General features: G+C 39.7%; 33 protein-coding genes. 6 read left to right on the top strand and 27 right to left on the bottom strand.

Annotation, left to right across the window (positions count from 1 at the left end; all coding sequences use genetic code 11):
* Positions 1-10 precede the first annotated feature (10 nt).
* The 10 genes from PBF_RS04360 to PBF_RS04310 all read right to left on the bottom strand — a co-directional run bounded on the left by PBF_RS04360 (position 11) and on the right by PBF_RS04310 (position 7,152).
* A complete protein-coding gene (locus tag PBF_RS04360) occupies positions 11-643 on the bottom strand; it encodes a DUF4355 domain-containing protein (protein ID WP_081757224.1) in 633 nt (210 codons plus the stop codon).
* Between the two features lie 73 nt (positions 644-716).
* Positions 717-905 (bottom strand): ribosomal-processing cysteine protease Prp, encoded by a 189-nt coding sequence (locus PBF_RS04355; RefSeq protein ID WP_035327539.1) that lies wholly within the window; start codon positions 903-905, stop codon positions 717-719.
* 112 nt (positions 906-1,017) lie between these two features.
* Positions 1,018-1,929 (bottom strand): phage minor head protein, encoded by a 912-nt coding sequence (locus PBF_RS24840; RefSeq protein WP_051488796.1) that lies wholly within the window; start codon positions 1,927-1,929, stop codon positions 1,018-1,020.
* Positions 1,919-3,289 (bottom strand): phage portal protein, encoded by a 1,371-nt coding sequence (locus PBF_RS04340; protein WP_035327536.1) that lies wholly within the window; start codon positions 3,287-3,289, stop codon positions 1,919-1,921. The genes PBF_RS24840 and PBF_RS04340 overlap by 11 nt, the downstream gene beginning before the upstream one ends.
* 4 nt (positions 3,290-3,293) lie before the next feature.
* Positions 3,294-4,496, bottom strand: coding sequence for a PBSX family phage terminase large subunit (locus tag PBF_RS04335; RefSeq protein ID WP_035327534.1), 1,203 nt, complete (start codon positions 4,494-4,496; stop codon positions 3,294-3,296).
* Positions 4,496-5,305 (bottom strand): terminase small subunit, encoded by an 810-nt coding sequence (locus PBF_RS04330; RefSeq protein WP_035327532.1) that lies wholly within the window; start codon positions 5,303-5,305, stop codon positions 4,496-4,498. Before PBF_RS04330 ends, PBF_RS04335 begins: the two co-directional genes overlap by 1 nt.
* Before the next feature lie 62 nt (positions 5,306-5,367).
* Positions 5,368-5,604 carry a hypothetical protein gene (locus PBF_RS04325; protein WP_035327530.1) on the bottom strand — a complete coding sequence of 79 codons (237 nt, stop codon included), beginning with the start codon at positions 5,602-5,604 and terminating at the stop codon, positions 5,368-5,370.
* 33 nt (positions 5,605-5,637) lie between these two features.
* Entirely contained in the window at positions 5,638-6,102 is a 465-nt protein-coding gene (locus tag PBF_RS04320; RefSeq protein ID WP_035327528.1) for a helix-turn-helix transcriptional regulator, read from the bottom strand.
* 82 nt (positions 6,103-6,184) lie between these two features.
* Positions 6,185-6,937 (bottom strand): hypothetical protein, encoded by a 753-nt coding sequence (locus tag PBF_RS04315; RefSeq protein WP_035327526.1) that lies wholly within the window; start codon positions 6,935-6,937, stop codon positions 6,185-6,187.
* A 2-nt stretch (positions 6,938-6,939) separates the two neighbouring features.
* The gene (locus PBF_RS04310) at positions 6,940-7,152 is read right to left on the bottom strand and encodes an XtrA/YqaO family protein (protein WP_035327524.1); all 213 of its coding nucleotides are present in this window, start codon (positions 7,150-7,152) and stop codon (positions 6,940-6,942) included.
* Between the two features lie 137 nt (positions 7,153-7,289).
* Between PBF_RS04310 and PBF_RS04305 the strand changes: the two genes are divergently transcribed.
* Positions 7,290-7,937: a hypothetical protein gene (locus PBF_RS04305; RefSeq protein ID WP_035327522.1), complete on the top strand. Its 648-nt coding sequence runs from the start codon at positions 7,290-7,292 to the stop codon at positions 7,935-7,937.
* A 95-nt stretch (positions 7,938-8,032) separates the two neighbouring features.
* On the opposite strand, the gene PBF_RS04300 is transcribed toward PBF_RS04305, so the two are convergent.
* From PBF_RS04300 to PBF_RS04240, 17 genes are all read right to left on the bottom strand, one after another.
* The gene (locus PBF_RS04300) at positions 8,033-8,302 is read right to left on the bottom strand and encodes a hypothetical protein (protein WP_035327520.1); all 270 of its coding nucleotides are present in this window, start codon (positions 8,300-8,302) and stop codon (positions 8,033-8,035) included.
* 3 nt (positions 8,303-8,305) lie between these two features.
* Positions 8,306-8,497, bottom strand: a complete 192-nt coding sequence (locus PBF_RS04295; protein ID WP_035327518.1) for a hypothetical protein — start codon at positions 8,495-8,497, stop codon at positions 8,306-8,308.
* A gap of 17 nt (positions 8,498-8,514) precedes the next feature.
* Entirely contained in the window at positions 8,515-8,823 is a 309-nt protein-coding gene (locus PBF_RS04290) for an IDEAL domain-containing protein (RefSeq protein WP_035327516.1), read from the bottom strand.
* A 12-nt stretch (positions 8,824-8,835) separates the two neighbouring features.
* A complete protein-coding gene (locus PBF_RS04285; RefSeq protein ID WP_051488795.1) occupies positions 8,836-9,342 on the bottom strand; it encodes a hypothetical protein in 507 nt (168 codons plus the stop codon).
* A 120-nt stretch (positions 9,343-9,462) separates the two neighbouring features.
* Positions 9,463-9,915 carry a DUF1064 domain-containing protein gene (locus tag PBF_RS04280; protein ID WP_035327514.1) on the bottom strand — a complete coding sequence of 151 codons (453 nt, stop codon included), beginning with the start codon at positions 9,913-9,915 and terminating at the stop codon, positions 9,463-9,465.
* The gene (locus PBF_RS26065) at positions 9,912-10,076 is read right to left on the bottom strand and encodes a DUF6011 domain-containing protein (protein WP_235192198.1); all 165 of its coding nucleotides are present in this window, start codon (positions 10,074-10,076) and stop codon (positions 9,912-9,914) included. Before PBF_RS26065 ends, PBF_RS04280 begins: the two co-directional genes overlap by 4 nt.
* Positions 10,077-10,414: 338 nt before the next feature.
* Positions 10,415-10,609: a hypothetical protein gene (locus PBF_RS04275; protein WP_035327512.1), complete on the bottom strand. Its 195-nt coding sequence runs from the start codon at positions 10,607-10,609 to the stop codon at positions 10,415-10,417.
* Positions 10,610-10,613: 4 nt separating this feature from the next.
* Entirely contained in the window at positions 10,614-11,606 is a 993-nt protein-coding gene (locus tag PBF_RS04270; RefSeq protein WP_035327510.1) for a DnaD domain protein, read from the bottom strand.
* A 175-nt stretch (positions 11,607-11,781) separates the two neighbouring features.
* The gene (locus PBF_RS04265) at positions 11,782-12,705 is read right to left on the bottom strand and encodes a recombinase RecT (RefSeq protein ID WP_035327507.1); all 924 of its coding nucleotides are present in this window, start codon (positions 12,703-12,705) and stop codon (positions 11,782-11,784) included.
* Entirely contained in the window at positions 12,705-13,616 is a 912-nt protein-coding gene (locus PBF_RS04260) for a lambda-exonuclease family protein (RefSeq protein ID WP_200870015.1), read from the bottom strand. The genes PBF_RS04265 and PBF_RS04260 overlap by 1 nt, the downstream gene beginning before the upstream one ends.
* Before the next feature lie 127 nt (positions 13,617-13,743).
* Positions 13,744-13,887, bottom strand: coding sequence for a hypothetical protein (locus PBF_RS26060; protein WP_160169240.1), 144 nt, complete (start codon positions 13,885-13,887; stop codon positions 13,744-13,746).
* Positions 13,888-14,077: 190 nt separating this feature from the next.
* Entirely contained in the window at positions 14,078-14,245 is a 168-nt protein-coding gene (locus PBF_RS26055; protein WP_160169239.1) for a hypothetical protein, read from the bottom strand.
* Positions 14,246-14,449: 204 nt separating this feature from the next.
* Positions 14,450-14,713 (bottom strand): helix-turn-helix domain-containing protein, encoded by a 264-nt coding sequence (locus PBF_RS04255; RefSeq protein ID WP_035327504.1) that lies wholly within the window; start codon positions 14,711-14,713, stop codon positions 14,450-14,452.
* 142 nt (positions 14,714-14,855) lie between these two features.
* Positions 14,856-15,557 (bottom strand): ORF6N domain-containing protein, encoded by a 702-nt coding sequence (locus tag PBF_RS04250; protein WP_035327502.1) that lies wholly within the window; start codon positions 15,555-15,557, stop codon positions 14,856-14,858.
* Positions 15,557-15,745, bottom strand: coding sequence for a helix-turn-helix domain-containing protein (locus PBF_RS04245; RefSeq protein WP_035327598.1), 189 nt, complete (start codon positions 15,743-15,745; stop codon positions 15,557-15,559). The genes PBF_RS04250 and PBF_RS04245 overlap by 1 nt, the downstream gene beginning before the upstream one ends.
* A 51-nt stretch (positions 15,746-15,796) precedes the next feature.
* Positions 15,797-15,943, bottom strand: coding sequence for a hypothetical protein (locus tag PBF_RS26050; RefSeq protein ID WP_160169238.1), 147 nt, complete (start codon positions 15,941-15,943; stop codon positions 15,797-15,799).
* A 12-nt stretch (positions 15,944-15,955) separates the two neighbouring features.
* Complete coding sequence (locus tag PBF_RS04240; RefSeq protein ID WP_035327500.1) at positions 15,956-16,183, bottom strand: helix-turn-helix domain-containing protein; 228 nt, start codon at positions 16,181-16,183, stop codon at positions 15,956-15,958.
* Positions 16,184-16,376: 193 nt separating this feature from the next.
* Between PBF_RS04240 and PBF_RS04235 the strand changes: the two genes are divergently transcribed.
* From PBF_RS04235 to PBF_RS04215, 5 genes are all read left to right on the top strand, one after another.
* Positions 16,377-16,802 carry a helix-turn-helix domain-containing protein gene (locus PBF_RS04235; RefSeq protein WP_035327498.1) on the top strand — a complete coding sequence of 142 codons (426 nt, stop codon included), beginning with the start codon at positions 16,377-16,379 and terminating at the stop codon, positions 16,800-16,802.
* Positions 16,803-16,820: 18 nt separating this feature from the next.
* On the top strand, positions 16,821-17,249 hold the full coding sequence (locus tag PBF_RS04230; RefSeq protein WP_035327496.1) for an ImmA/IrrE family metallo-endopeptidase: 429 nt from the start codon (positions 16,821-16,823) through the stop codon (positions 17,247-17,249).
* 124 nt (positions 17,250-17,373) lie between these two features.
* Positions 17,374-17,721 carry a DUF898 family protein gene (locus PBF_RS04225; RefSeq protein ID WP_035327493.1) on the top strand — a complete coding sequence of 116 codons (348 nt, stop codon included), beginning with the start codon at positions 17,374-17,376 and terminating at the stop codon, positions 17,719-17,721.
* A gap of 14 nt (positions 17,722-17,735) precedes the next feature.
* Positions 17,736-17,972 (top strand): hypothetical protein, encoded by a 237-nt coding sequence (locus PBF_RS04220; RefSeq protein WP_035327492.1) that lies wholly within the window; start codon positions 17,736-17,738, stop codon positions 17,970-17,972.
* Between the two features lie 70 nt (positions 17,973-18,042).
* Positions 18,043-19,209 carry a site-specific integrase gene (locus PBF_RS04215; protein WP_035327490.1) on the top strand — a complete coding sequence of 389 codons (1,167 nt, stop codon included), beginning with the start codon at positions 18,043-18,045 and terminating at the stop codon, positions 19,207-19,209.
* Positions 19,210-19,552: the final 343 nt, after the last annotated feature.

Raw genomic sequence — 19,552 nt, 5'->3', positions numbered from 1 at the left:
GAATTCCTCCCTAATTTCGGATACTTACTTCTGATGCTAACGATCCAATGTCAATGGAACCGCCACCTGAATTTCCTTGCCCGTGATCAATATTGCGTCCGTTTTCTTTGAACTTTGTTTCTACTGCCGCCTGAACAGCTTTAGAGTACTCCTCTTCTAACTTGGAAAGGTTAGTTAGGGTATTCTCCTCATCCTCGGCAATAAAAAAGTCAATAATCCCATCAGGCAGGCTTTTCTCTTTTGCTACCTTTAGAGCTTTATTGACTAAAGATTCCCGGTTCCGGGCTTTTTTCTCATCTTCAATTTCCTTCCGGAGCTTTTCGAGTTCCAATTGTTCCGGAGTTTTAGATGGGTTTCGCTTATTAACCTCTTCCTCGATAAGCTTTTCGAGATTGTTCTGCTTCCATGTTTCAAGCCCTTTGGTAAAGTGACTATCTAACCTTGGCTGCATCAGTTTCTTCCCCTCTTCGCTTTCCAAGAATCCTTTCACCTTATCAGCCGATACGGCAGAAAGTTCTCCTAGATAAGCTTTAACGCCTTCATCATCCTTGTTATCTGCAAGAAACTTTTTTACAGCCTCTAAATTAATGGTCCCTTTATCAAACTGCTTAATATTTACCTTTAGGAAATCATACTTTTTCATTTGAATACCTCCTACGCCCTTATAGTGCGAGCCTACAAGTGCAAAATAAATAAGCCTTTTTAACGTCTATTGCTTAAAGACAAGGTTTATCCTTAACGATTACTTGCAAGGCTTCTGGATATTGTTCTGATAATTCTTGAAGGTAGCGAACAGACGATTGCAGAAGAGTTGAAACCGAGGCACATACAACACTTTCTGTGTGCCCTTCTGCTTTAATGCTCATATATCCGTCTTCCCCTACAACAACCTCAATTTTTGTCATTGCCATCATCTCCCTTATGACCTAAGAAGGACTCTTCCCAATCGTCAATCTCATCTTCCTCTACATCAGTTCTTACCCGATCACTGAAAGGCTTTCGGATTCGCAATTAGAATCATCCTCCTATAGCTTTTTGGAAATCCTTAAAGGTTTGTTGTGAGAGGTCCTCATTTGATTTTCCCTCGATGCGATCAATTTCATAAACAAGTATGCAGCGACAATTTATATCGTGATGAGCGTAACCGGTATTACCTGGAGCAATGGCCTTTTCACCTCTTCCAAGGTCAAACATATCGTCAACTGGTATTTTCACATGCCCCATCTTTTCATGATTTGCTTTTGATGTTCGGCGGACTCGGCTATCTTTCATGTTCCGCCACTTTTTCATCATAATGACACCCTTAGAATTTGCATACCTTGCACTATCCAATGTGCCAGCTTCACGAACACGATGGGTTTCAGTCCTTGCTACGCGAATAGATTTGACGTAATCGCCTTCGAATGTGGTTGTCAGGGTACTTGCCATGTCTTTGTAGGTAGAACCCCGAACGAGGCCTTGTGTGACCTCTCGTTGGATTGTGTAAATTATCTCTTTCCGATTTTTTTCAAGAGTTTCTGATAATGTTAAGCCAGTAATGGGATTATTTAGAGCACGCTGGATCTGCTCGGCTTTCAAAGATGTATACTTCAGGCTTTTTCTTGCCTCGTTTTCTATGGCCCATCCCATCCAGGCATAAGAATAGACATAAGCTTCAGCTAAGTGAGTAGAAATGCTTTTCTGAGTCTCCAGAGATAATGTATCAACATGCTCATTCAACGAATCTATGAATTTCTTCAGTCGATTGTACTTAATCATATTTTGATAAGTTAATTGACCATCTTCTTCAAAGTCAGAATAGATTTTCCCCAGTTCACCTAAAGCCAAGGTGACTAATTGACGGTAAAACCCACGGATGGAGCGCTCGATTTTATCCAGCTGCTTATCTGACCACTCTTCAAGCTTCCTTGAGTATTCCTCAAGATCCACTATCGTCACCATCCTTTAAAGGAGGAATTTTATCCATCTCTCTTTCCCTCTGCTCGATTTCATAATCCACATCATCAACAATAGAAAGAGAAGCAAGCGCAGTCTTTTCAGAGGTGACGGCCTTTAAAGTTACTGCTGTTTGTGCTTCTTCCAGTAAGTTAACCGGGATGTTCCTCTTAAAGGATGTGAATATTTTTAAGAAGTCCTCTTTACTGCAGATCCCCTTTTTATCCCATGCACTGCAAAGGACCTTGTATTGATAACGCAACGCAGCAGTCATCTTTCTTTCCATGGTGATGCATTTGTTTTCAAGGGCCATAAGCTTATATTTCATGGCGACACCAGAAACATTGTTTCCGAACGCCTCATCGCTGAAGTTCACACTCTTTGCAAAGCGCAAGATATTTTGTTCTAGGCGATTCAAATGATTTTCAATCATCGTGTCATTGATATCTTTTGTGAGATAGCTGACACTGTCGTCTTTACCCATCAGCTCGAATACACCTGTTTTCTTCAAGGTATTAATATCTTCATCATCAAGTCCTAAGCCACGCAACACCAGATATGCCAGACGATATTGCTCGATTTCATTATTGGCATCAGATAGAGTCCGATCATAGGCATCGATTAGCTTGAAGACCTTCTCTGCATCTGCCATCAATTCTTCGTTGTTAGGTAATCCGAATAGAGGGCAATAATCAAAGGTGTGTGGCTTCTTATCAATCAACCTCAACCCAGTTGCTCCCGTTTCCAGCACATAAAAATGACTGCCGTCATAAAATTCAACGTGCATCTTATTATCTTCCAGATCAAAGAACCTGATTGAAAACTCTGGTTCAGTGAAATCTGTGCCGGATATGATGATTGTTTCCCAAGGATCCACATTTAAAATTCTTTCCTTGCCGTCTTTATCGATGTAGCATAGTCTTGCTGCATATCCACAAATTGCGGCCTTTTTACCCCATTCGGAATCTTTGTCCTCTACATTATTCCGGATGATAAAGTTTTCAAGTTCAGTTTTCAACTGCATATTTTCGTTTTCCTGCTTGCTGTCAACATCATAAGAAATGGGATGACCAAACATATAACCCACTTTGGTATCAACGATTTCAGCATCAAAGGCGTTATTAAGATGATTATTCACCTTGCTGTCGATTCGCATTACTTTCCCTGTCTCAAAGTCTTCATAATCAACAGGCTGCCGGCTCAATATGGGCACACCTTGAACAGATGCTTTATAACGCTCATAAAAGATTCTTCGCTTCTGCAAATCGCCTTTAAACTCTTCTATAACTTCCTGGATAGTCTTTGGATCAGCACCCTTTTCGCGGAAAAGACGCATAAATTTGTATGTGTTCATTGCTTCACCTCTTTCCTTTTAAGATTTGTTTTTGATAATGGGTATAAATCGCATATCGAATTGCATCCAGTACATCGTCCCACTGCTTCACGGGCTCCCCAGTATTGGCATTCCATACATACTGGAAGATTTCTTTCTTAAAGCGATCAACGTTCTCCTGGACTATAAAGAATTTATCTAACTTAAACAGCCGGGCAACTTCCTCTATGCCAGCCACAACTTTCTTCACTGCTTCAATAGCTCTTAACCCTTCTCTTCTAAAACGCTGCACATGTTCAGGGCGGGCACTGTCACAGTAGAAATTAATGTTTCCATAACGGTCTTTAATTTCTTTAGCAACACCGACCCAGTAATCGATTTCCATATGCTGCTTGGCATGCTCTTCAATTAAGAAAAGATCACCCGCGTCATCTTCTGCCAGAACACAAATGGAGCCATGATGTTCATAGCCCCAGTCCACTCCAGCAAAATATTTAACTATGTTTTTCTTTTCAAATTTCACACGAGAAATATAGTGTTTATCCCGGTTAAAGTCCTTATAGATGACTCCTTCAGCAGCTACCCACAAACCATTAATATCACGATCTGTAAACATTCCGGTTGGTGTGGCCGCAACAATAGATTGCACATACTCTTCATCCAAAAAGATGTTGTCAAACAAAGTGAAGTGAAATGCAACGATATTTAATCGGCCGTTATCCAGCCTCTGACCATCTTTATCAATGATATCTGTTTTAACTGGATGGGCTGGGTTTTCTGGGTTCGTATCAAGCAATATCTGCGCACCTGGATAGGAGCAACGGGAAATGACTTCCTTAACGAACATGTCATGTAAGGCTGTGCCTTCATTCAAAAGAGCTCCTGCAGCTGTAAAGCCCCTGGCCTTTTTCCAGGCATCTGCATTTGCTCCATCAAAGCAATATACTTTATTCCCAAAAACACTAATAGCATTTGTCTTATCAAGCTTAAGTTCTTTGCCCAGAATCGCTTCCATGTCATTTAAGATATTTCTTCGAATCGATGCTTGAGTTGAACCGCCAACAATGAACGACAGCCCCTTGCCTTCAAATCGAGCGATAAGCATTAAAAAAAGCAGTATGAGGACAAACGTCTTTCCAGCACGTTTTGCTCCACTAGCTGCTAAGATTTTAGGCTTCTCTTTTATAAAACAATCCCATACTTCGCGCTGCTTTGGCGTTAAATCCATCACTCATCACCTACCAACTTACGAAGCATTTTAGCCACCTGGCTTTCCTGGGACGTTTCATCATTGTTTTGAAGTTTGCTGATTTCCATGCGCAGCTTCTCTTCCTGCAGGCGCTTCTTATCATTCACAGAAAGGAGATCAGTGTACTTCGATAGGAACTCCAGGGCCTTCATCTTGTCAGCAAGCTTAACGGATACACCGTCTTTGCCTTTCTTGACCTCAGTGATCAGGGTGCCGTCTACCTCATCGTTATTCTTAAGATTAACGAAACTGTATGAGTAAGTGATCTCATCTCCATTTTCATCAAGCATCGGCTCACCATTATGATCAAGCTCCGGCATTTCCCTTTGACCGAAATCAACAAAGTCTGTAATGTCAGCAAAAGCAATATCGATGTACTTCTGGAGAACTGCTTGAGCATCTAACAAGACTCCATTAAACCGTTCTTGCTTGAGGCGCTCAATTTCCCTTCTGACACCATCATTCCCCATCAATCTATACGCAATTGATTCAGCTGTATTTCTATCAACTCCATAAGCTTTCTGATATGCCTTGGTAGCATTGAAATACTTGATGTAATAAAGACAGAACATCTTTTGCTTATCATTCAATTCATCGGATTCAATCACCGGTTCTAGGGTTGCAACCTTTTTCTTTTTGGTTGCATCCTTTTTGGTTGGATCCCTTGACCATCCTTCACGGCTCTTTCTGCTTTTTAAAGTCCCGATTTTGACATCATGTTTTTCAGCAAGTGCCTTTAATGTGATCTCGGAGGTCTCAAACTCTTTTCTTATTTCATCCCAGTTCATTACATGGCACCTACCTCCTGACTAATTTTTTTGAAAAAGAAAAAGCACCCCGGAAGGCGCTTCTAATGAACGGTATAAAAACTTGTTTGTTTAGTCAAAATATTTAAGAAGGGAGGAATATGATGAGGATAAGGTTTTTTCAGATCAAGATATTTTTCTTCTCTTTCACCATCATCAAGAGAGACGGTTAGGGCCGTCTTTCTCCCTTCATTGATTTTAGTATTTCTAAAATAAATTAATTTAATACTAACAAACACCCACCGATAGGTGGATTCCTCAGGATATGGCTTACCAACCATGTAAGCTATTTCCGCTCCGTCCTGCCTCCCATTCTAACAAGCCGATTTGTGTTTTAACAATTTTGTTTCTTCTGTGCCATTTGTGCCATTTGTTTCCTGTGATAATTGGTCAACGATTGAATCACGAATACGTTTAATATGAGAAAAGGATAATCCCATGTGAGCTCCAATCCATCGATAGCTCTTTCCTTCCAGTAACCAATGTAGCACTTCTATTTCTCTATTATCAGTTATGAGATGCAACCGATCCTGAATAACTGAAATTTTAGCCTCGTACTTATGAATAACAGAATATCTTTTTTCTCTGCGGAGATTTTCTCTATAAACAGGGTCGCTCGTGGTGCCTTGGGCCTTTGGCATCCCAGCTTCATCTCCATATTGTGCTGTGAGCCCTTCACCTGCATCTTTCATTGAGTCCCTGAGTATCTTTATGGAGTTCATCATCCAATGATAATCCTTAAGAATGGATTCTATTTGTTTGCTGGCAGCTTCTTTCATTAAAAACACCCCTTTGAAAATAAAAAAGAACACTCAACAACGCTAAAAGCGTCATTTAGTGTCCTCCAGTTGGCTGGTAGAACTATTTATTCTTAACTAATTTTAGTGGCTCGATAATGTTGCTATAAATTTCTTCTTTATCGATATTTTTTAATGTACTAATGTGTTTAAGAAGATGGTTAGCCATATTATTTCTATCCAAGGAAATTAAATCTCTTCCGAGATTTCTATACTTGATTTTTTTTACACCGTAAAAATTTTCAAGTGATAGGATTTGTTCAGTAGTCACCATGTCAAAGAAGTTTAAAGCCATGGCACATACTCCATAATAATATTTCAATTTTTTCAACCTATTCCTATCAGATCTACTAAATACACCAGTACATCTACTTGTCCTTATCATATCATCCAGCAGAAAATACACGAGTGAATGCTTATCAGAATCCTCGTTAATTCCCCATCCATCTTCATAATAACCATATCCAAAATACCTTTCATAAATTTGCAAACACACAGGGGAAGCATATTTAATATTTTCCTTTAAGTTATTTATTGTGATTTCCAATAAATCTTCCTCAACTACATTATGATGTACGTCATGTAACTTTCTAGGATTTGTTTTTATAGCCATGTAATTTGAAATCGGGGCAACTGTATTAGAATATAGGTCTTGATACTTTTGCATAAAATCTTTTTTTCTATCTCGCCTACCACTTAGGTAATGTGATAAAAATTGAGCAATTATAGCCGCAATCAAAGTACCTAGTATTGTATAAACTATATATATAGGTATTTCATAAGTAATTGTCGGATTCGTAACAGTTGCTAATACCATCTTTAAAACTCTTCCCCCTCATCAAACTTAACCCGCTTTACTATTCCTTGATGAGTAATAATCTTCGTCTCTCCATGTGGAGGCAAGTCCGTTAGCCGTGCCTTTCCATTACACACCACAATAGCAAAGCTTCCTTTTTGTTCCATTATATCGATTTCTAGTCTGTTTGTCCTAGGGTTAATTTCAATTGTTTTTAATCTGGCAGGCTCTTTCATCTAGGACCCCTCCCTTGACTATTTATTGTCTTTTTCATTCTCATGTCTGATAATCATTCTTTATTACTAATTTTTTCTTTTAAATATATTCTGAGTATGACATATTAAATTTATATTAATTGAAAGAAGTGAAAACCTTGGGTATTAGTGAAGCAGAATGGAAAGATAGAATTGAAAATAGATCTGATATTACAAGAATTCTTACACACCTGACTAGACCGGATAAAAGCATAGACATCTCTAAATTAGATTTCGCAGAGATAAACCTTAAGGCTGTTGATAATTTAATAAAAATATTAAAAGATGAAGTTATAAACGGAAGTGATAATACTGGGTTTATTAACGGTAAAACCAAAGCTGTTTGTTTTCAAGATGCTCCATTATATGGATTAATACAAAATATTGAATATGAACTCTCAAGACGTATTACTAATCCTCAGGAACCATTAAGATACTGTGGAGTTGGTCTTAGCTTTATGAAACAATTTATATATAAAAAGCAAGGAAGACCAGTAATTTACGATAATAGAGACACTGCAAAGCATTACCTAAAACCCAGCGAATATTGGAGAATAGTAAGTTATGACTTATCAGCGAAGGATAATTATATTGATTGGACACATGAACGAGAATGGAGAGTACCAGGCTCATTGAAATTCAAATCCACAAATGCACATGTAATCCTATACAATGCTCAATGCTACAAATATTTTCTAAATCACTGCCCTAAAAATATATTAGAAAATATCGGGGGGATTACTACATTAAGAACTCTCACCTTTTGAAAACTAAGGAGAATATCAAAATTCTCCTTATCCAAATTCTCCAGACTACTTTTTAATAAATCTCTAGTTTCATTTATTATTTATTTATTTATTTTTTACTCTTTTGTCTCATTCCAACCCCGGCCATCCAGCCACCGATCAATATTTGCTACAAAGATATCTAATCCACCGCACATACCTTCTTTATCAATGTGAAGGGCATATCCTGAGAAGCCTGGCCCCTGATAAAAGCAAACTTCCTGGTACTTCTCATGCTTCCGGATCAGCAGCCGTTCCTTACCTCTGATGAACTCTATCTCCTCGCCCTGCCTTAAATCGATGATTTGATCTTCCAGGGCGAAGGAGAATAAGTCTAATTGCTTCACTGATTAATCTTCAGACTCCTGATAGACATCGATTTCCAAATCCATGCTTGGGTTTTCAACTTCCAGCTGGTCCGCAATGATTTCTTCCACTTCGCTTTCTGGTCTTAGCTTGCCATCATAGTACAGCTCACTTTCTTCACAGCCAGCCAAACAGAATACTGCAATGACCATTAATAACACCAATACTTTTTTCATCGATTCAACCTCCCAATTTAAAATGGTAGCTCTTCAGGCAACTGCTCCGTAAGCTCTAAAAACCACTGTTTATCATTTGTTGCTAATGCCAGATCAATAAGAGTCAACAGATCGTCTTCCTCAACCCCTTCGTCAAAAGAAGCAATATCCTCTACTCCTATCCAAATGGTTGCCTCTATGCTTTTCCCGTCAGGATCACGAGTAATTTTCACTTTATATCCATCTTCCAACAGCCGATTAACAATGTATCCGGTATAACCCTTTAGGCGAGTATTCACTACCTTGATCCATTCGCCTTTTGAGAAGGTTTTTGCGTCCGTTTCCAACCTTCACACCCCCTAAAACAGAGATAATTGCTCATATCCGTTAAACTCCTGTACATCTTCTGTATAAATGTGATCGTTTTCCTCAAATTCGAGATCAATTTCCTTGCTTATCTGCTCATCCTCCATTGTGATTTCAACAAACCCTGTAAACCAATGGAGTGGGAAGCAGCCGCCGCACCGTTTAAGTTCCCGGTCATGAAAGAAATAAGCGTGTGTTTCTTTCGGCATTATGTAGTATTCTTTCAGCTCGGTAGACTGATAGCCTTTCCTCCTCCAGATGAGGGATGCCCGATATACCTTTTCCGGGTCCAGCTCGATCTTCCTTGCGGCTGGTTCCTCAGGCCAAAGCTCTTCCTCGTAGATGGCGAACATATTCGCTTGGTAGCAACCTGTATGAGCATGTTTGTTAGGGAATTTCGACACATAATAGTGATTTGAGCCGTTTGGAAAGAGAAAATAACGTTTTCCTTTAGCCAGGACTGCTGATTGGCTATCATCAACGCAAACACCCTGCAACAATTTACTCCCTCCTATCTTCTAATTTTCGGTATTTCAGCCCCGCCGAACTTCTTGCAATCCTTACCCATGCGGGAGGAGCATTTCCTGTATTGTTTACAGCGAGTAAAGCAAACCATCAATTTATCTTCTTGCCGCACCCAGGCTGGCCGATCGTCTGCGATTAGTACGCTTTGCACCCTTCTTCACAGCCTTTCTTTTCAGCTTTTTCAATTTATCCAGCTCTATGAATCCAAGATTCTCGTCATAAGCCAGGACAGACAGCCGGTATAGATAAAGCCTGTCGAACCACTTTCGCTTTAACTTGAAAGCCTCTGTCTCCACACCCTTCACATCGATAACCTCAATGGATCCATCCAAGTGCTTTACTTCAAAATCCGCAATGTACTCCACTTTCCGGTTGGTCTTTCCGTTCTTCTTGAATCCTTCCTGGAGCAAGTACCGGGGCTGGAGTTTAAAGGATTTTATTTGCTTGGCCTGCTTCAGCCATTTCAGCTGCTCGTAATATTTCGCCTCAGCCTGGCTGTCAAATTGATGGCCGTCACACATTGTTTTCTTGTTGCCATACTTGCTCATTCCTTATCCTTCAACTCCATTTTCATCTGGTCCTCATCCGGCTCATTTTTGAGATTCTCGAGCTTTCTTTCACAAACGGGACCTATCCCCTTCGCAATGCTCTTCTTGCTCCTCAGTGGCCGATTGCAACCCGGACATATAATTGTTTTCGGTTTGGTCATAGCTTTCAAATGCTATCCTCCTTTTCAGTTCTCTGTGAGCCGCTTCCTGGTCCACGTATCTTGCTACATAGAGTAATTGCCCTAAGGTTGCGGCTCTAAGATTCATATGGCGTTGTGTCTTATCGAATAGCATTTAACACATGGTCCCTCCACATAGTAATAATTTGGCTTCCCGCAATCCCGGCATGTTTTTGAGTAAGTATTCCAGCGCTGATTGCATGGCCTGCATTCCAGAACCAATATGCCTCCGCGGTGATTAATCACCGTACCTTTTGCTTGGCATCTAGGGCACCGGGTAGCCGGCTTTACATTCGTGATGCTCATTTTCATTTCTCCTTTCAGTACCAGATATTTTCTGCAGCTTCCGAATCGATTTCTCGAAAGGATGCCAGAACCAATTCATATTTCAGCTCTTCATAATCACATTCATGGATGCTTTTTCCCGACTGAGCTTTAGAAATTTTCAACTCTGCTAATCTCTTGATAAGGATATTCCTTTTTTGCTGGATAACGGACTCGTAAAGGATCCCCATGGTTTCAGCTCCCTGATTTTAATTTTCTAAGTTTCTCCTGCAATTCGGCTTTTTTCCGGACCAAGTCTTCTTGATTGTTCGGTGCCTCTTGCTCTCCCATTCGTCTTAACATTTCATCAAGTTCAGCTTTATCAGCAGCAAGTTCTGCAGATGTTTTTTTCTTCTTTAGTTGCTTAGGTTGCTCATTTTCATAAAACCACTCTGGCAGCATTTCTGTTCTAACTGGCCCTTTACGTGGGTAAGGTTTGATTTTGGCTTTATTAAACTTCTCCTGTTCATATGCCCTAACCCTGTCCAGTGAATCAAGGTTGTTATTAGCCCATTCCTTCAAGAGAAACTCAACAAAGCCGAAATAACGTTTGTTTTTGTTATCCGCTATTGTGATTGCCTCGTTAATGATCTCCATTTTCCCTCCGAAATCATCCACCCACTGATACAAGGAGTGCGACTGATTATGAGACAAACGGCAGAGCAATTTTTCAAAAAGCAGAATGGGATTCTCGACTGCTGCGGTAGTAGTAGTAGTATCTTCTTTACATTCTTTAATTCTTAAATTCTTTAATTCTTGTTCTTGTTTCGATAACGTTTCGATAACGTTTCGATTTCGTTCCGATAAAGGTTCATTAACCGTTTCGATTAGCGTTTCGTTATCATCGTCAAAGCCTTGGTATTCATGGTATTTGAGGATAGTGAACACCGTTCCGTAATCCGTTTCGCAAACGGACACCATACCTTCCTCAACTAATTTCTTAACCGAACGTAAAACTGTGCTTTTTGAGACCTTTTTATAGCCTCTTTTTTCCTTGTATTCGAGATCTTCAGCAAGCTTTGAATAGGAACGGAGGTACTGACCTCTCTTTAGTTCAATGCCCTTTACTTTTACTCCATCCTTATGGACGGCCTGCAGAAGCAGCAGTGTAAAAAGTCGAAAAGTGGTGACATCATGCCATATTTCGTTATCTAGAATCTTTCTGTGAAGCTTTATCCAGCCTTGCACCTGTGTACCTCCTTTCCTATCAAATTAGTTTCTCTCGCAGACGGCGAATCCGTTTTTAATGCCTTTTATCGTATAATCCGGATACCGTTGCATATACTGTAGAACAAGCTTTTTCAAATGTTCTTTATCTTTTGCCTCCTCCCAGATCCAAGCTGGAAGGAGGACGTTGGTTTTGTTATGCATCTTCAAAATCTATGTCCATGGATTCCTGGGCGGACATCTTTTTGTTGGTCTTTTTCTTCTTAGGATCTGGATCGATGATTTCTGGTTCCTCGTTAGCAGGCTCATCCTGCCCTTGTGAATCGAATGGGATAGGCTCCTCATATTCATTCGCCTCATCCGTAATATCCTTCAATTCGCGCTCCTGCTCGTCCTCTGTGAAGGCTTTTTGCATATCGATAGATAAGATGCCCCATTTACCTAACATGTTCCTCAGAACCGTTTTCATAGCCATAGCATCGTAATCAGAACGCCAGACATTATTGAGAGACTTCTTATCCTTTGCCTTGTTGTGCTTAATCCTATGTGCCTCTACTTCATCCCGGGTCCAATACACTGTCTTTTCAAAGCCGTTGACCAGTTTGAAGTAGCCGCAATAACCGATGACCTTATCGCTCTTCTTAGCATCCAAATCAAGATCAATTTCCTCTGTAAGGCGATTCCATTTTAGAAGCTCCCCTTCATATACCGGAATTACATTTATGGCCTTGTATTGACCGCTTCTTAATGCCAGCTGAATGTAACCTTTATATCCGAGCTGGAACTGCGCCGCCTTATATCCTTTCTTTGAATCGTAAAAGGCAACAATCCAGGCGTAACCTAAATTTTTATCAACCGGCAGGTCGAGAGACGCAGCAACCATTGCGCTTGAGACAATAGACATCGGCTCAGCCTCTCGCAGGCCGACATCACCGTTATATAAGTTAAGGACAGACGCCATGAATTGTGGCGCCTTCTTTGCTAATACCTGTTCAAATTTCTTTTGCATGGTAGGTGTATTTAGCAAGCCCTTAAGGCCAAGAGACTGGGCAGAAACTTGCTTGGCTGCCGTCTCCTGTTTATTGGCTAATTGGTTTTTCAATCCAGAGTTTGTGGCCATTATTTAATCTCCTTTACAGCAAATTTTCGGAAAGAGGATTCTTTAAGAACTTCCTTGTAGATGTCCGGAAACTTCTCTTTTAAAGCTTTGGAATCCACTCTGTTTTGAATTTGATTCTTCCAGGTGACAACATATTGATCTGTAAGGCCCGTTTCTGCATCCTTCAGCTCTGCTTTTATTTTGTTTTCAATTTCCGTCTTGGCTGTTTTAATCAGCTTTTCATCCGTTTTCACTTTCTCGTATTGAACCAGCAAGTCTTTATAATCAGACGGAAGAACAATTTCCTTATCTTTTTCAGCACGATCATATTTTTCTTTCAGATATTGTTCAGCAGCACTGGATCCATCCAGCTCCGGGGCATGTCCTTGCTGAACGTGATATTCCCAGAAGTGCTTTTCGGCGTTGAAAATCATATCGATAAGCTCCTGGTCCCGCTCTACTTCTTTCCAGATGAACTTGTTTCCACCGACAAGGACAGCGATATAACCCTTTTCCTTATCCGTTACACCAAGATAGTGTTGAACCTGCACAAGATAGCTGGCGGGAATCTCTTCGCCTTCCCATTCTTTTGCAAGGTATGCGCTGGCTGTTTTGCATTCGAGAATGGCAGATTCTCCAACAATTAATCGGTCCACATTCGCTTTTATAAATGGATGATCAGGGTGGCTGTACATGAAATTTGTCCTGCGAACCTTCTTGCCTGTACGCTTTTCAAATTCCTTGGCAACCACGTTTTCCATTTCGTTGCCCCAGTATATGGCTTCGTTATCGATTTCCTGGGGTTCAACCCGGCCTGTCTTTTCTAACCAAAGTTCAAAGGCAGTGCGATATTTATTAACTCCAAGGATGACTCCTGCATCACTTCCTCCGATTCCCTTAGCACGTTCTTGCAGCCATTCATACCGGCTCATTTCTTTTGTAGAAACTGCATTAATTGCCACTATTAAGTCCTCCCTTTACCGTCAAGAGTCCATATGCTACAATGACGGTACTATAATGTTTTATAAACCTGACTCCTGCTCCCAACAGGGGTCTTTTTCATTGCTCTTCATCCTCACAAGACGGACAAACATCTGATTCTTCAATTAGTTCTCTTCCGCAAACTTCACATTCATAGATTTCTTCACAAAACTCATATGGATAGCCTGTCCGCTGAATCCGTTCGATCATTGGATGATCCACTCTGCGTCCTCCTCTCTATGTATTTGGTGCTTTGTTCACACCGCGATAAGCCGAAACGAATGGTAGGTGGGGGATGGTAGATGTCCGCTCCGACTTATCGCGACAGGAACAAAGGTTCTTGCCGCCCTATACTATTGGTGGTAGAATAGGTTTATATCCTGGTGTTGAGTGGCAGTGAGCTGTGCGAAGCTTACTGCTTTTCTTTTTGGTCTAAATCAAATTGAAGTTCTTCATACCGATTAAATAAGCGATCAACAATTAGCTTTGGGTTGAATGTTTGCGGAGCTTCTAAGCTCAAATCCAGCAAGGCTTTAGCATGAACACCCAGCTCATATAATTTTCTTTCACTCTCAGTCACTGTTTTCTCTCCTTTCAGTAGCCGTAAAATCACCAATCATAATTCCAAGGATGAAAACAAGCCAAGTAGCTCCAATCATCGCGAATACATATCCTAAATCCACTGGTTATCCCTCCTTAGGAGCACTGAACCTTACAGCCCAACCGATTTTAATCCCCTGAGCTCTAAGTGTTTCAATTAACTTTTCCAGTCTTTCTCTCCTGGTTAAATCCATATAATCAACCCTCCTATTAATGGCATGAACTGCTGTAATATCATGACCGGATCAACACCTGTTACGATGGCACAGGCAACATCTTTAGCTGCTGTTACATCTGTCCATCTGATTAACGTGGTGACATCCAGTGTTTTTTTGTCTGATTCAAATTTTGAAATACAACTCCGTGAACGATGTAGCTTTTCTGCGATTTCCTCTTGTGTAAGGCCTGCTCGCTCCCGGCATGCTTTCAATACCGCGCCGAAAGTCACTTCACTTCCCCTCCCTCCGTGTTCCAATTTGGAACAGTTCCAGTATGGAACCGACAAATTGCTAGATTGGTAATAAAATATATTTATGAAGGAAGTGCACCGAATCTTTTGAGCCTGGCAGCTTCGTTCGGTGCCTTCGCTCTCATGAAACTTTTCTCGGTATCCAATTCTCTATGTAGCGCAGGGCTGATTGCAGCTCCTTACGCTTGACGTCTTTGTAGCTGGCGACACCGAAGCGATCTTTAATTTCACGGTGGAGTTCCCTAAAGAGCCTTGGCCGGACTTTGGGATCACTCTCAACCTCGTAAACTTTCTGAGCAATCCCTTTTTGCAATCGGCGCTGTTCGCCGCTGGTAAGGGTGATTTGCTCTTCTACCTTGTGATCAATTTCATGCATCAACTTTCTGATTTCATGCTGTTCAGCTTTTAATGTTTGGGTATCTTCTACAAGGTCGGCTGTTGTTCTTAGGACAGTGACAAGGGCCTGATCTTTAGATAAAGGAACAACATTTTCTTTAATGGTGTAATATTCATCGACAAGCATTTCGTAAGCATCCCATGCCTGGTCTGTGTTTAAAGACTTGGCATGCAGCCAAGCTCCCTTTTCTGTCCAGAGGTACAGGATTGATGTGAATTTTAGGCTGTCGTCAAATTGACGTGACCCTTTGAATTCTCTTAAGTCTTCACCAGATAAAGCAAAATAGTGCTTGCCTTGTTCGTACCTGTCAGCATTTCGTTGAAAATTGCGATTAATAATTTTTGCATCTGTACCGAAGGATTCCGCCAGCTGGATAGTGGTTAACACTCTCTGTCCTTCCTGGCTAATTGGTTGTAGTTGAATCATCACATCGCCTCCAGACTTTTTTGTTCTTGGTCGCGCATCCAGGCATTTATTGTTTCCATTGAAAAGAAAATGCGACGCCTAACCCGAAAATGAGGGATTTGTTTTTCACGAACCATGGTATAAATCGTGTCAGGATGAACGCCGATATATTCTGCGACTTCCTGGGCAGTCAAAGTTTTTCTTTGCATTTTTAAATGTTCCTTTGCAATTAACTTTTTAAGATCCAAAATGAGCACCTCCTATGGTTGTGTGTTATCCAAAATTTCAACAGCTTCCAAAAGATGAGTCACGACTTCTTCATTTGAGTAACCGTCGTTGATCATCATGGCTGATTGCAGGATTTTGAGTTTGATCTCAGCCCAAACAACTTTGTCGGTGAGATTCATTTTGCCAACTCCTTATGCAGTTGTTTTATTCAACTTTATGTTGAATTCAACCTCAAAAAAATTTGAAGGTGAAACTCCTAAAGTATTGGATATAATTTCCAATTCATTTGTGGTAATTGGTCTTTTTCCAGTTTCTTTCATGCTGTAAGACTGAACAGTAATATTTAACTTATTCGAAATTACTATTTGACTGATATTTTTAGCTTTCCTTACGGCTCTTATTTTTTCATGTAATTGCATTTCCTCACCTCCAACATTCAACGTAAGGTTTAATTTGTTGTTTTTATTATATCAACGATACGTTTAAAGTCAACACTAAAACATAAAAAAATCAACTTATTGTTTAATTTATTTAACGAAGCGTTTATTTAATATAAAATAATTTAATATAAAGGTTTGTAAATAATATGGAATTAGGAACTGGTGATTGTTCATGAGCTTAGGTAGTCGTCTAAAGAAAGAAAGAGAAAAAAGAAAATGGTCACAAAAAGAAGTTGCTGAAAAAATCGGGATTACTAACGCAGTATTGTCTAACTATGAACGAGATTACCGAGATCCAGATACTGAAACACTTAAGAGGCTGGCAGACCTATATGAAGTAGAAACCGATTACTTATTAGGAAGACCAGACAGGAAGAAAGATATTCTTAGAGATAAAGACGAAAAAGACATCGCAAAACGCATGGAGCAAATACGCGAAGACTTAACAAAAGTAGACGGCCTTAGCTTCCAGGGCGAGCCATTAAGCGAAGAAGCTGTTGAATCCTTAATGGAGGCAATGGAACATATTGTCCGTCAAACTCAAAGGATTAATAAAAAGTACATTCCTAAGAAGTATAGAGAAGATAAAGACGAGTAGGAATGTGAGGCGATATCATTGAACTGGATAAAAAGGGCTGTACAAGACATTATTTATAAATATAAAACCAACGATCCTTATGAATTAGCAACATTTAAAAATATTCATGTAGTTGAATGGGATTTACATCATGAGATCCAGGGCTTTTATAAGTATGACAAAAGAAATAAATACATAGTCATTAACAGCAACCTGGAAAGATTTCAGCAAAATTTTGTTTGTGCTCATGAATTGGGACATTCAGAATTACACCCCAGAGTAAATACTCCCTTTTTAAGGGAAAACACTCTTTACTCAACAAGCCGCATAGAGATGGAGGCAAATACTTTTGCTGTTGAGTTGCTTATCCCGGATTTCTCGTTACATGAAAACTCTCAAACTACTATATATGAAGCAGCTGCCTATTACGGTGTACCCCAAGAAATTGCGCACCTTAAAAAAATTTAGCGTTAAACTAGGCAATATTACACAAGACCGAAGAATCACGAATTTGTTTTCGTGTTTTTATTTTAGCGTCACTGGGTTCTTTGCCCATTTATACATAAATTTAACAGTTAAAGGAGGAAGCTAGATGTCTGAAACCAATGTTGTTGTAAATGTTGGTGCAGGTGAAGAAAGAAGTTCCTATTTTGATGGAGGTTTATTTGAATTCATTGGATGGTCCATTCTTGGATTTTTAGTTACCGTGTGTACATTAGGAATTTGCTACCCTTGGGCAGTTAATATTGTTTATAGATGGAAAGTTGAGCACACGGTTATTAATGGAAGAAGGTTAAAGTTTAATGGTACTGCAGTGGGGCTTTTTGGTAACTGGATTAAGTGGTGGATCCTGACTATTATCACTCTAGGAATCTATAGTTTCTGGTTGTTTATTTCTTTAGAAAAATGGAAGGCGAAACACACTTCATTTGCTAATTAAAAGGTGGAAGATAAATGAATTTTCAAGATAGGGTAAATAAGTTTTCTGATGAACTTGTCAAAGTGCAGAGTTCTCCAATGAAGATGTCATACAAGATTAGAAAAATGAACGATGAAAAAGTTTGCTCTTTATGTGCCAATCATGAAAAGAACTCAGGTGATGTATTAGAGGCTGTTATTGGAGTGAATCATCCGCCTTTTCATGAAGGGTGTAGATGTATAGCTACTTATAGCATAGAAGGCATTAGATAATTAGCCCCAACCTTGGGCTTTTCTTTTCAGCCAAATATAGAACATACATTCGAAAAAAGGAGTGAATATCGTGGCAAATGTCGAATCGCGTGGTAATGGAAGTTACCGTCTAACAGTAATACTTGGTTATGACGATAAAGGCGTCCCTATCAGGGAACGAAAAACAGTTAAAGCCAAAAATATGAAGGAGGCAAGGAAATTACTCACCCTTTTTGAAGCTGAAATTTTAACAGGTGAATTTTTCAAAGCTGAAGACAAAATGACATTAAGAGCTTTCTATCCGCAATGGCTTGAAAAACATGCCAAAGATACCCTTTCACCTGATACCCTACAAAACTACATCAGTATCTTACAAAATAGGATACTTCCGAAATATGGGCATTTTAAACTTGAAGACATCAAAACCATACACGTTGTTAATTTCATAAATGACCTTAAAAAGAATGGTCAGCGCCTTGACGGTAAAGAAGGAAAGCTATCAGCTTCTTCAGTTTTAAATTGTTACAAGGCTTTTAATAACGTCCTCTCTTGCGCTCATCGTTGGAAACTGATTAAAGAAAACCCAGCAATTGGGGCAAAACCACCAAATGGGAAATCGAAAAAATCAGAAGTCTACTCCAAGGAAGAGTTAGGCCAGTTAATGCAGCTGCTTGATGATAAACCCCTATTCTGGAAGACACTGGTCCTTCTAGCTGTTTCAACCGGGGCGCGTGAAGGTGAAATTGCTGGGCTTGAATGGAAACATGTTGATTTTGACAAAGGTACTATCCGAATTGAACAGGCTATTACAGAAATTAAGGGTGAAGGTGTAAAAATAAAAGGCACTAAAACGGGGAAAGACCGCACAGTTAGTGTTCCAGAAAAATTACTTGAGATGTTAATGAAATTAGAATTAACCAGCCGACAAGATAAGTGGAAAGTACGTGACCTTTGGGAATGGCCTGATCACTTCTTCATTTTTGGAAATGAATTCGGTAAGCCTATACGTCCAGACAGTATCGGACAGTGGTGGCGAAGATTTACCAAAAAACATGACTTTAAACATATCCGTTTTCACGATCTCCGGCATACCTCTGCTACCCTGCTAATAAATGAAGGGGTACACGCAAAAGTAATTAGCGAAAGATTAGGACATGCTGATATTTCTACCACCATGAACATTTATGGGCACGTATTGGAAGAGGCCGATAAAACAGCAGCAAGTCACTTTGACGAATTTTTCGAAAAGAAAACTTAGGATTGAAGATAAAGAGAAAGGATTATAAGCGTCAATAGAATATATATTGCCTCTTTTCTGCTTATTAAATAGCCATAAAAAATGTAGTGAGTCACTGATAAGGATTTTTTCATTTGAATCAAGTGATCAATGGATTCAGCTACGGAATGACTTACAACAAATATAAGATATGAAACTAAAAAAATAGAAAAAAACTCCCATCTGTGAAAACGGGAGTTTTCTGTAAAAATAATTTAAAAATGGAATTAATATGCTATAATAGGGCCAGAGAACTATGGGATTAGCGGCCTCCAGCCATATTATTTTATCTTTATTATACTATTAATTAGGGTAAAAAAGGAAG

This window comes from Cytobacillus firmus DS1 (genome assembly GCF_000565285.1).
Classification (GTDB): domain Bacteria; phylum Bacillota; class Bacilli; order Bacillales; family Cytobacillaceae; genus Cytobacillus; species Cytobacillus firmus_A.
Note: the sequence above shows the minus strand (reverse complement) of the source record. Positions and strands in the feature narration are given on the sequence as shown.

Excerpts from the sequence above, each read along its gene's own strand:
- PBF_RS04275 (WP_035327512.1), bottom strand. The coding sequence starts at position 10,609 with ATGGGGATCCTTTACGAGTCCGTTATCCAGCAAAAAAGGAATATCCTT.
- PBF_RS04320 (WP_035327528.1), bottom strand. The coding sequence starts at position 6,102 with ATGAAAGAAGCTGCCAGCAAACAAATAGAATCCATTCTTAAGGATTAT.
- PBF_RS04245 (WP_035327598.1), bottom strand. The coding sequence starts at position 15,745 with ATGCAAAGAAAAACTTTGACTGCCCAGGAAGTCGCAGAATATATCGGC.
- PBF_RS04235 (WP_035327498.1), top strand. The coding sequence starts at position 16,377 with ATGAGCTTAGGTAGTCGTCTAAAGAAAGAAAGAGAAAAAAGAAAATGG.
- PBF_RS04295 (WP_035327518.1), bottom strand. The coding sequence starts at position 8,497 with ATGAAAAAAGTATTGGTGTTATTAATGGTCATTGCAGTATTCTGTTTG.
- PBF_RS04220 (WP_035327492.1), top strand. The coding sequence starts at position 17,736 with ATGAATTTTCAAGATAGGGTAAATAAGTTTTCTGATGAACTTGTCAAA.
- PBF_RS04340 (WP_035327536.1), bottom strand. The coding sequence starts at position 3,289 with ATGAACACATACAAATTTATGCGTCTTTTCCGCGAAAAGGGTGCTGAT.
- PBF_RS04335 (WP_035327534.1), bottom strand. The coding sequence starts at position 4,496 with ATGGATTTAACGCCAAAGCAGCGCGAAGTATGGGATTGTTTTATAAAA.
- PBF_RS04360 (WP_081757224.1), bottom strand. The coding sequence starts at position 643 with ATGAAAAAGTATGATTTCCTAAAGGTAAATATTAAGCAGTTTGATAAA.
- PBF_RS04250 (WP_035327502.1), bottom strand. The coding sequence starts at position 15,557 with ATGATTCAACTACAACCAATTAGCCAGGAAGGACAGAGAGTGTTAACC.
- PBF_RS04310 (WP_035327524.1), bottom strand. The coding sequence starts at position 7,152 with ATGAAAGAGCCTGCCAGATTAAAAACAATTGAAATTAACCCTAGGACA.
- PBF_RS04240 (WP_035327500.1), bottom strand. The coding sequence starts at position 16,183 with ATGCAATTACATGAAAAAATAAGAGCCGTAAGGAAAGCTAAAAATATC.
- PBF_RS04355 (WP_035327539.1), bottom strand. The coding sequence starts at position 905 with ATGACAAAAATTGAGGTTGTTGTAGGGGAAGACGGATATATGAGCATT.
- PBF_RS04330 (WP_035327532.1), bottom strand. The coding sequence starts at position 5,305 with ATGAACTGGGATGAAATAAGAAAAGAGTTTGAGACCTCCGAGATCACA.
- PBF_RS04315 (WP_035327526.1), bottom strand. The coding sequence starts at position 6,937 with ATGGTATTAGCAACTGTTACGAATCCGACAATTACTTATGAAATACCT.
- PBF_RS04260 (WP_200870015.1), bottom strand. The coding sequence starts at position 13,616 with ATGAGCCGGTATGAATGGCTGCAAGAACGTGCTAAGGGAATCGGAGGA.
- PBF_RS04225 (WP_035327493.1), top strand. The coding sequence starts at position 17,374 with ATGTCTGAAACCAATGTTGTTGTAAATGTTGGTGCAGGTGAAGAAAGA.
- PBF_RS26050 (WP_160169238.1), bottom strand. The coding sequence starts at position 15,943 with ATGAATCTCACCGACAAAGTTGTTTGGGCTGAGATCAAACTCAAAATC.
- PBF_RS04265 (WP_035327507.1), bottom strand. The coding sequence starts at position 12,705 with ATGGCCACAAACTCTGGATTGAAAAACCAATTAGCCAATAAACAGGAG.
- PBF_RS04280 (WP_035327514.1), bottom strand. The coding sequence starts at position 9,915 with ATGAGCAAGTATGGCAACAAGAAAACAATGTGTGACGGCCATCAATTT.
- PBF_RS04325 (WP_035327530.1), bottom strand. The coding sequence starts at position 5,604 with ATGGTTGGTAAGCCATATCCTGAGGAATCCACCTATCGGTGGGTGTTT.
- PBF_RS26065 (WP_235192198.1), bottom strand. The coding sequence starts at position 10,076 with ATGACCAAACCGAAAACAATTATATGTCCGGGTTGCAATCGGCCACTG.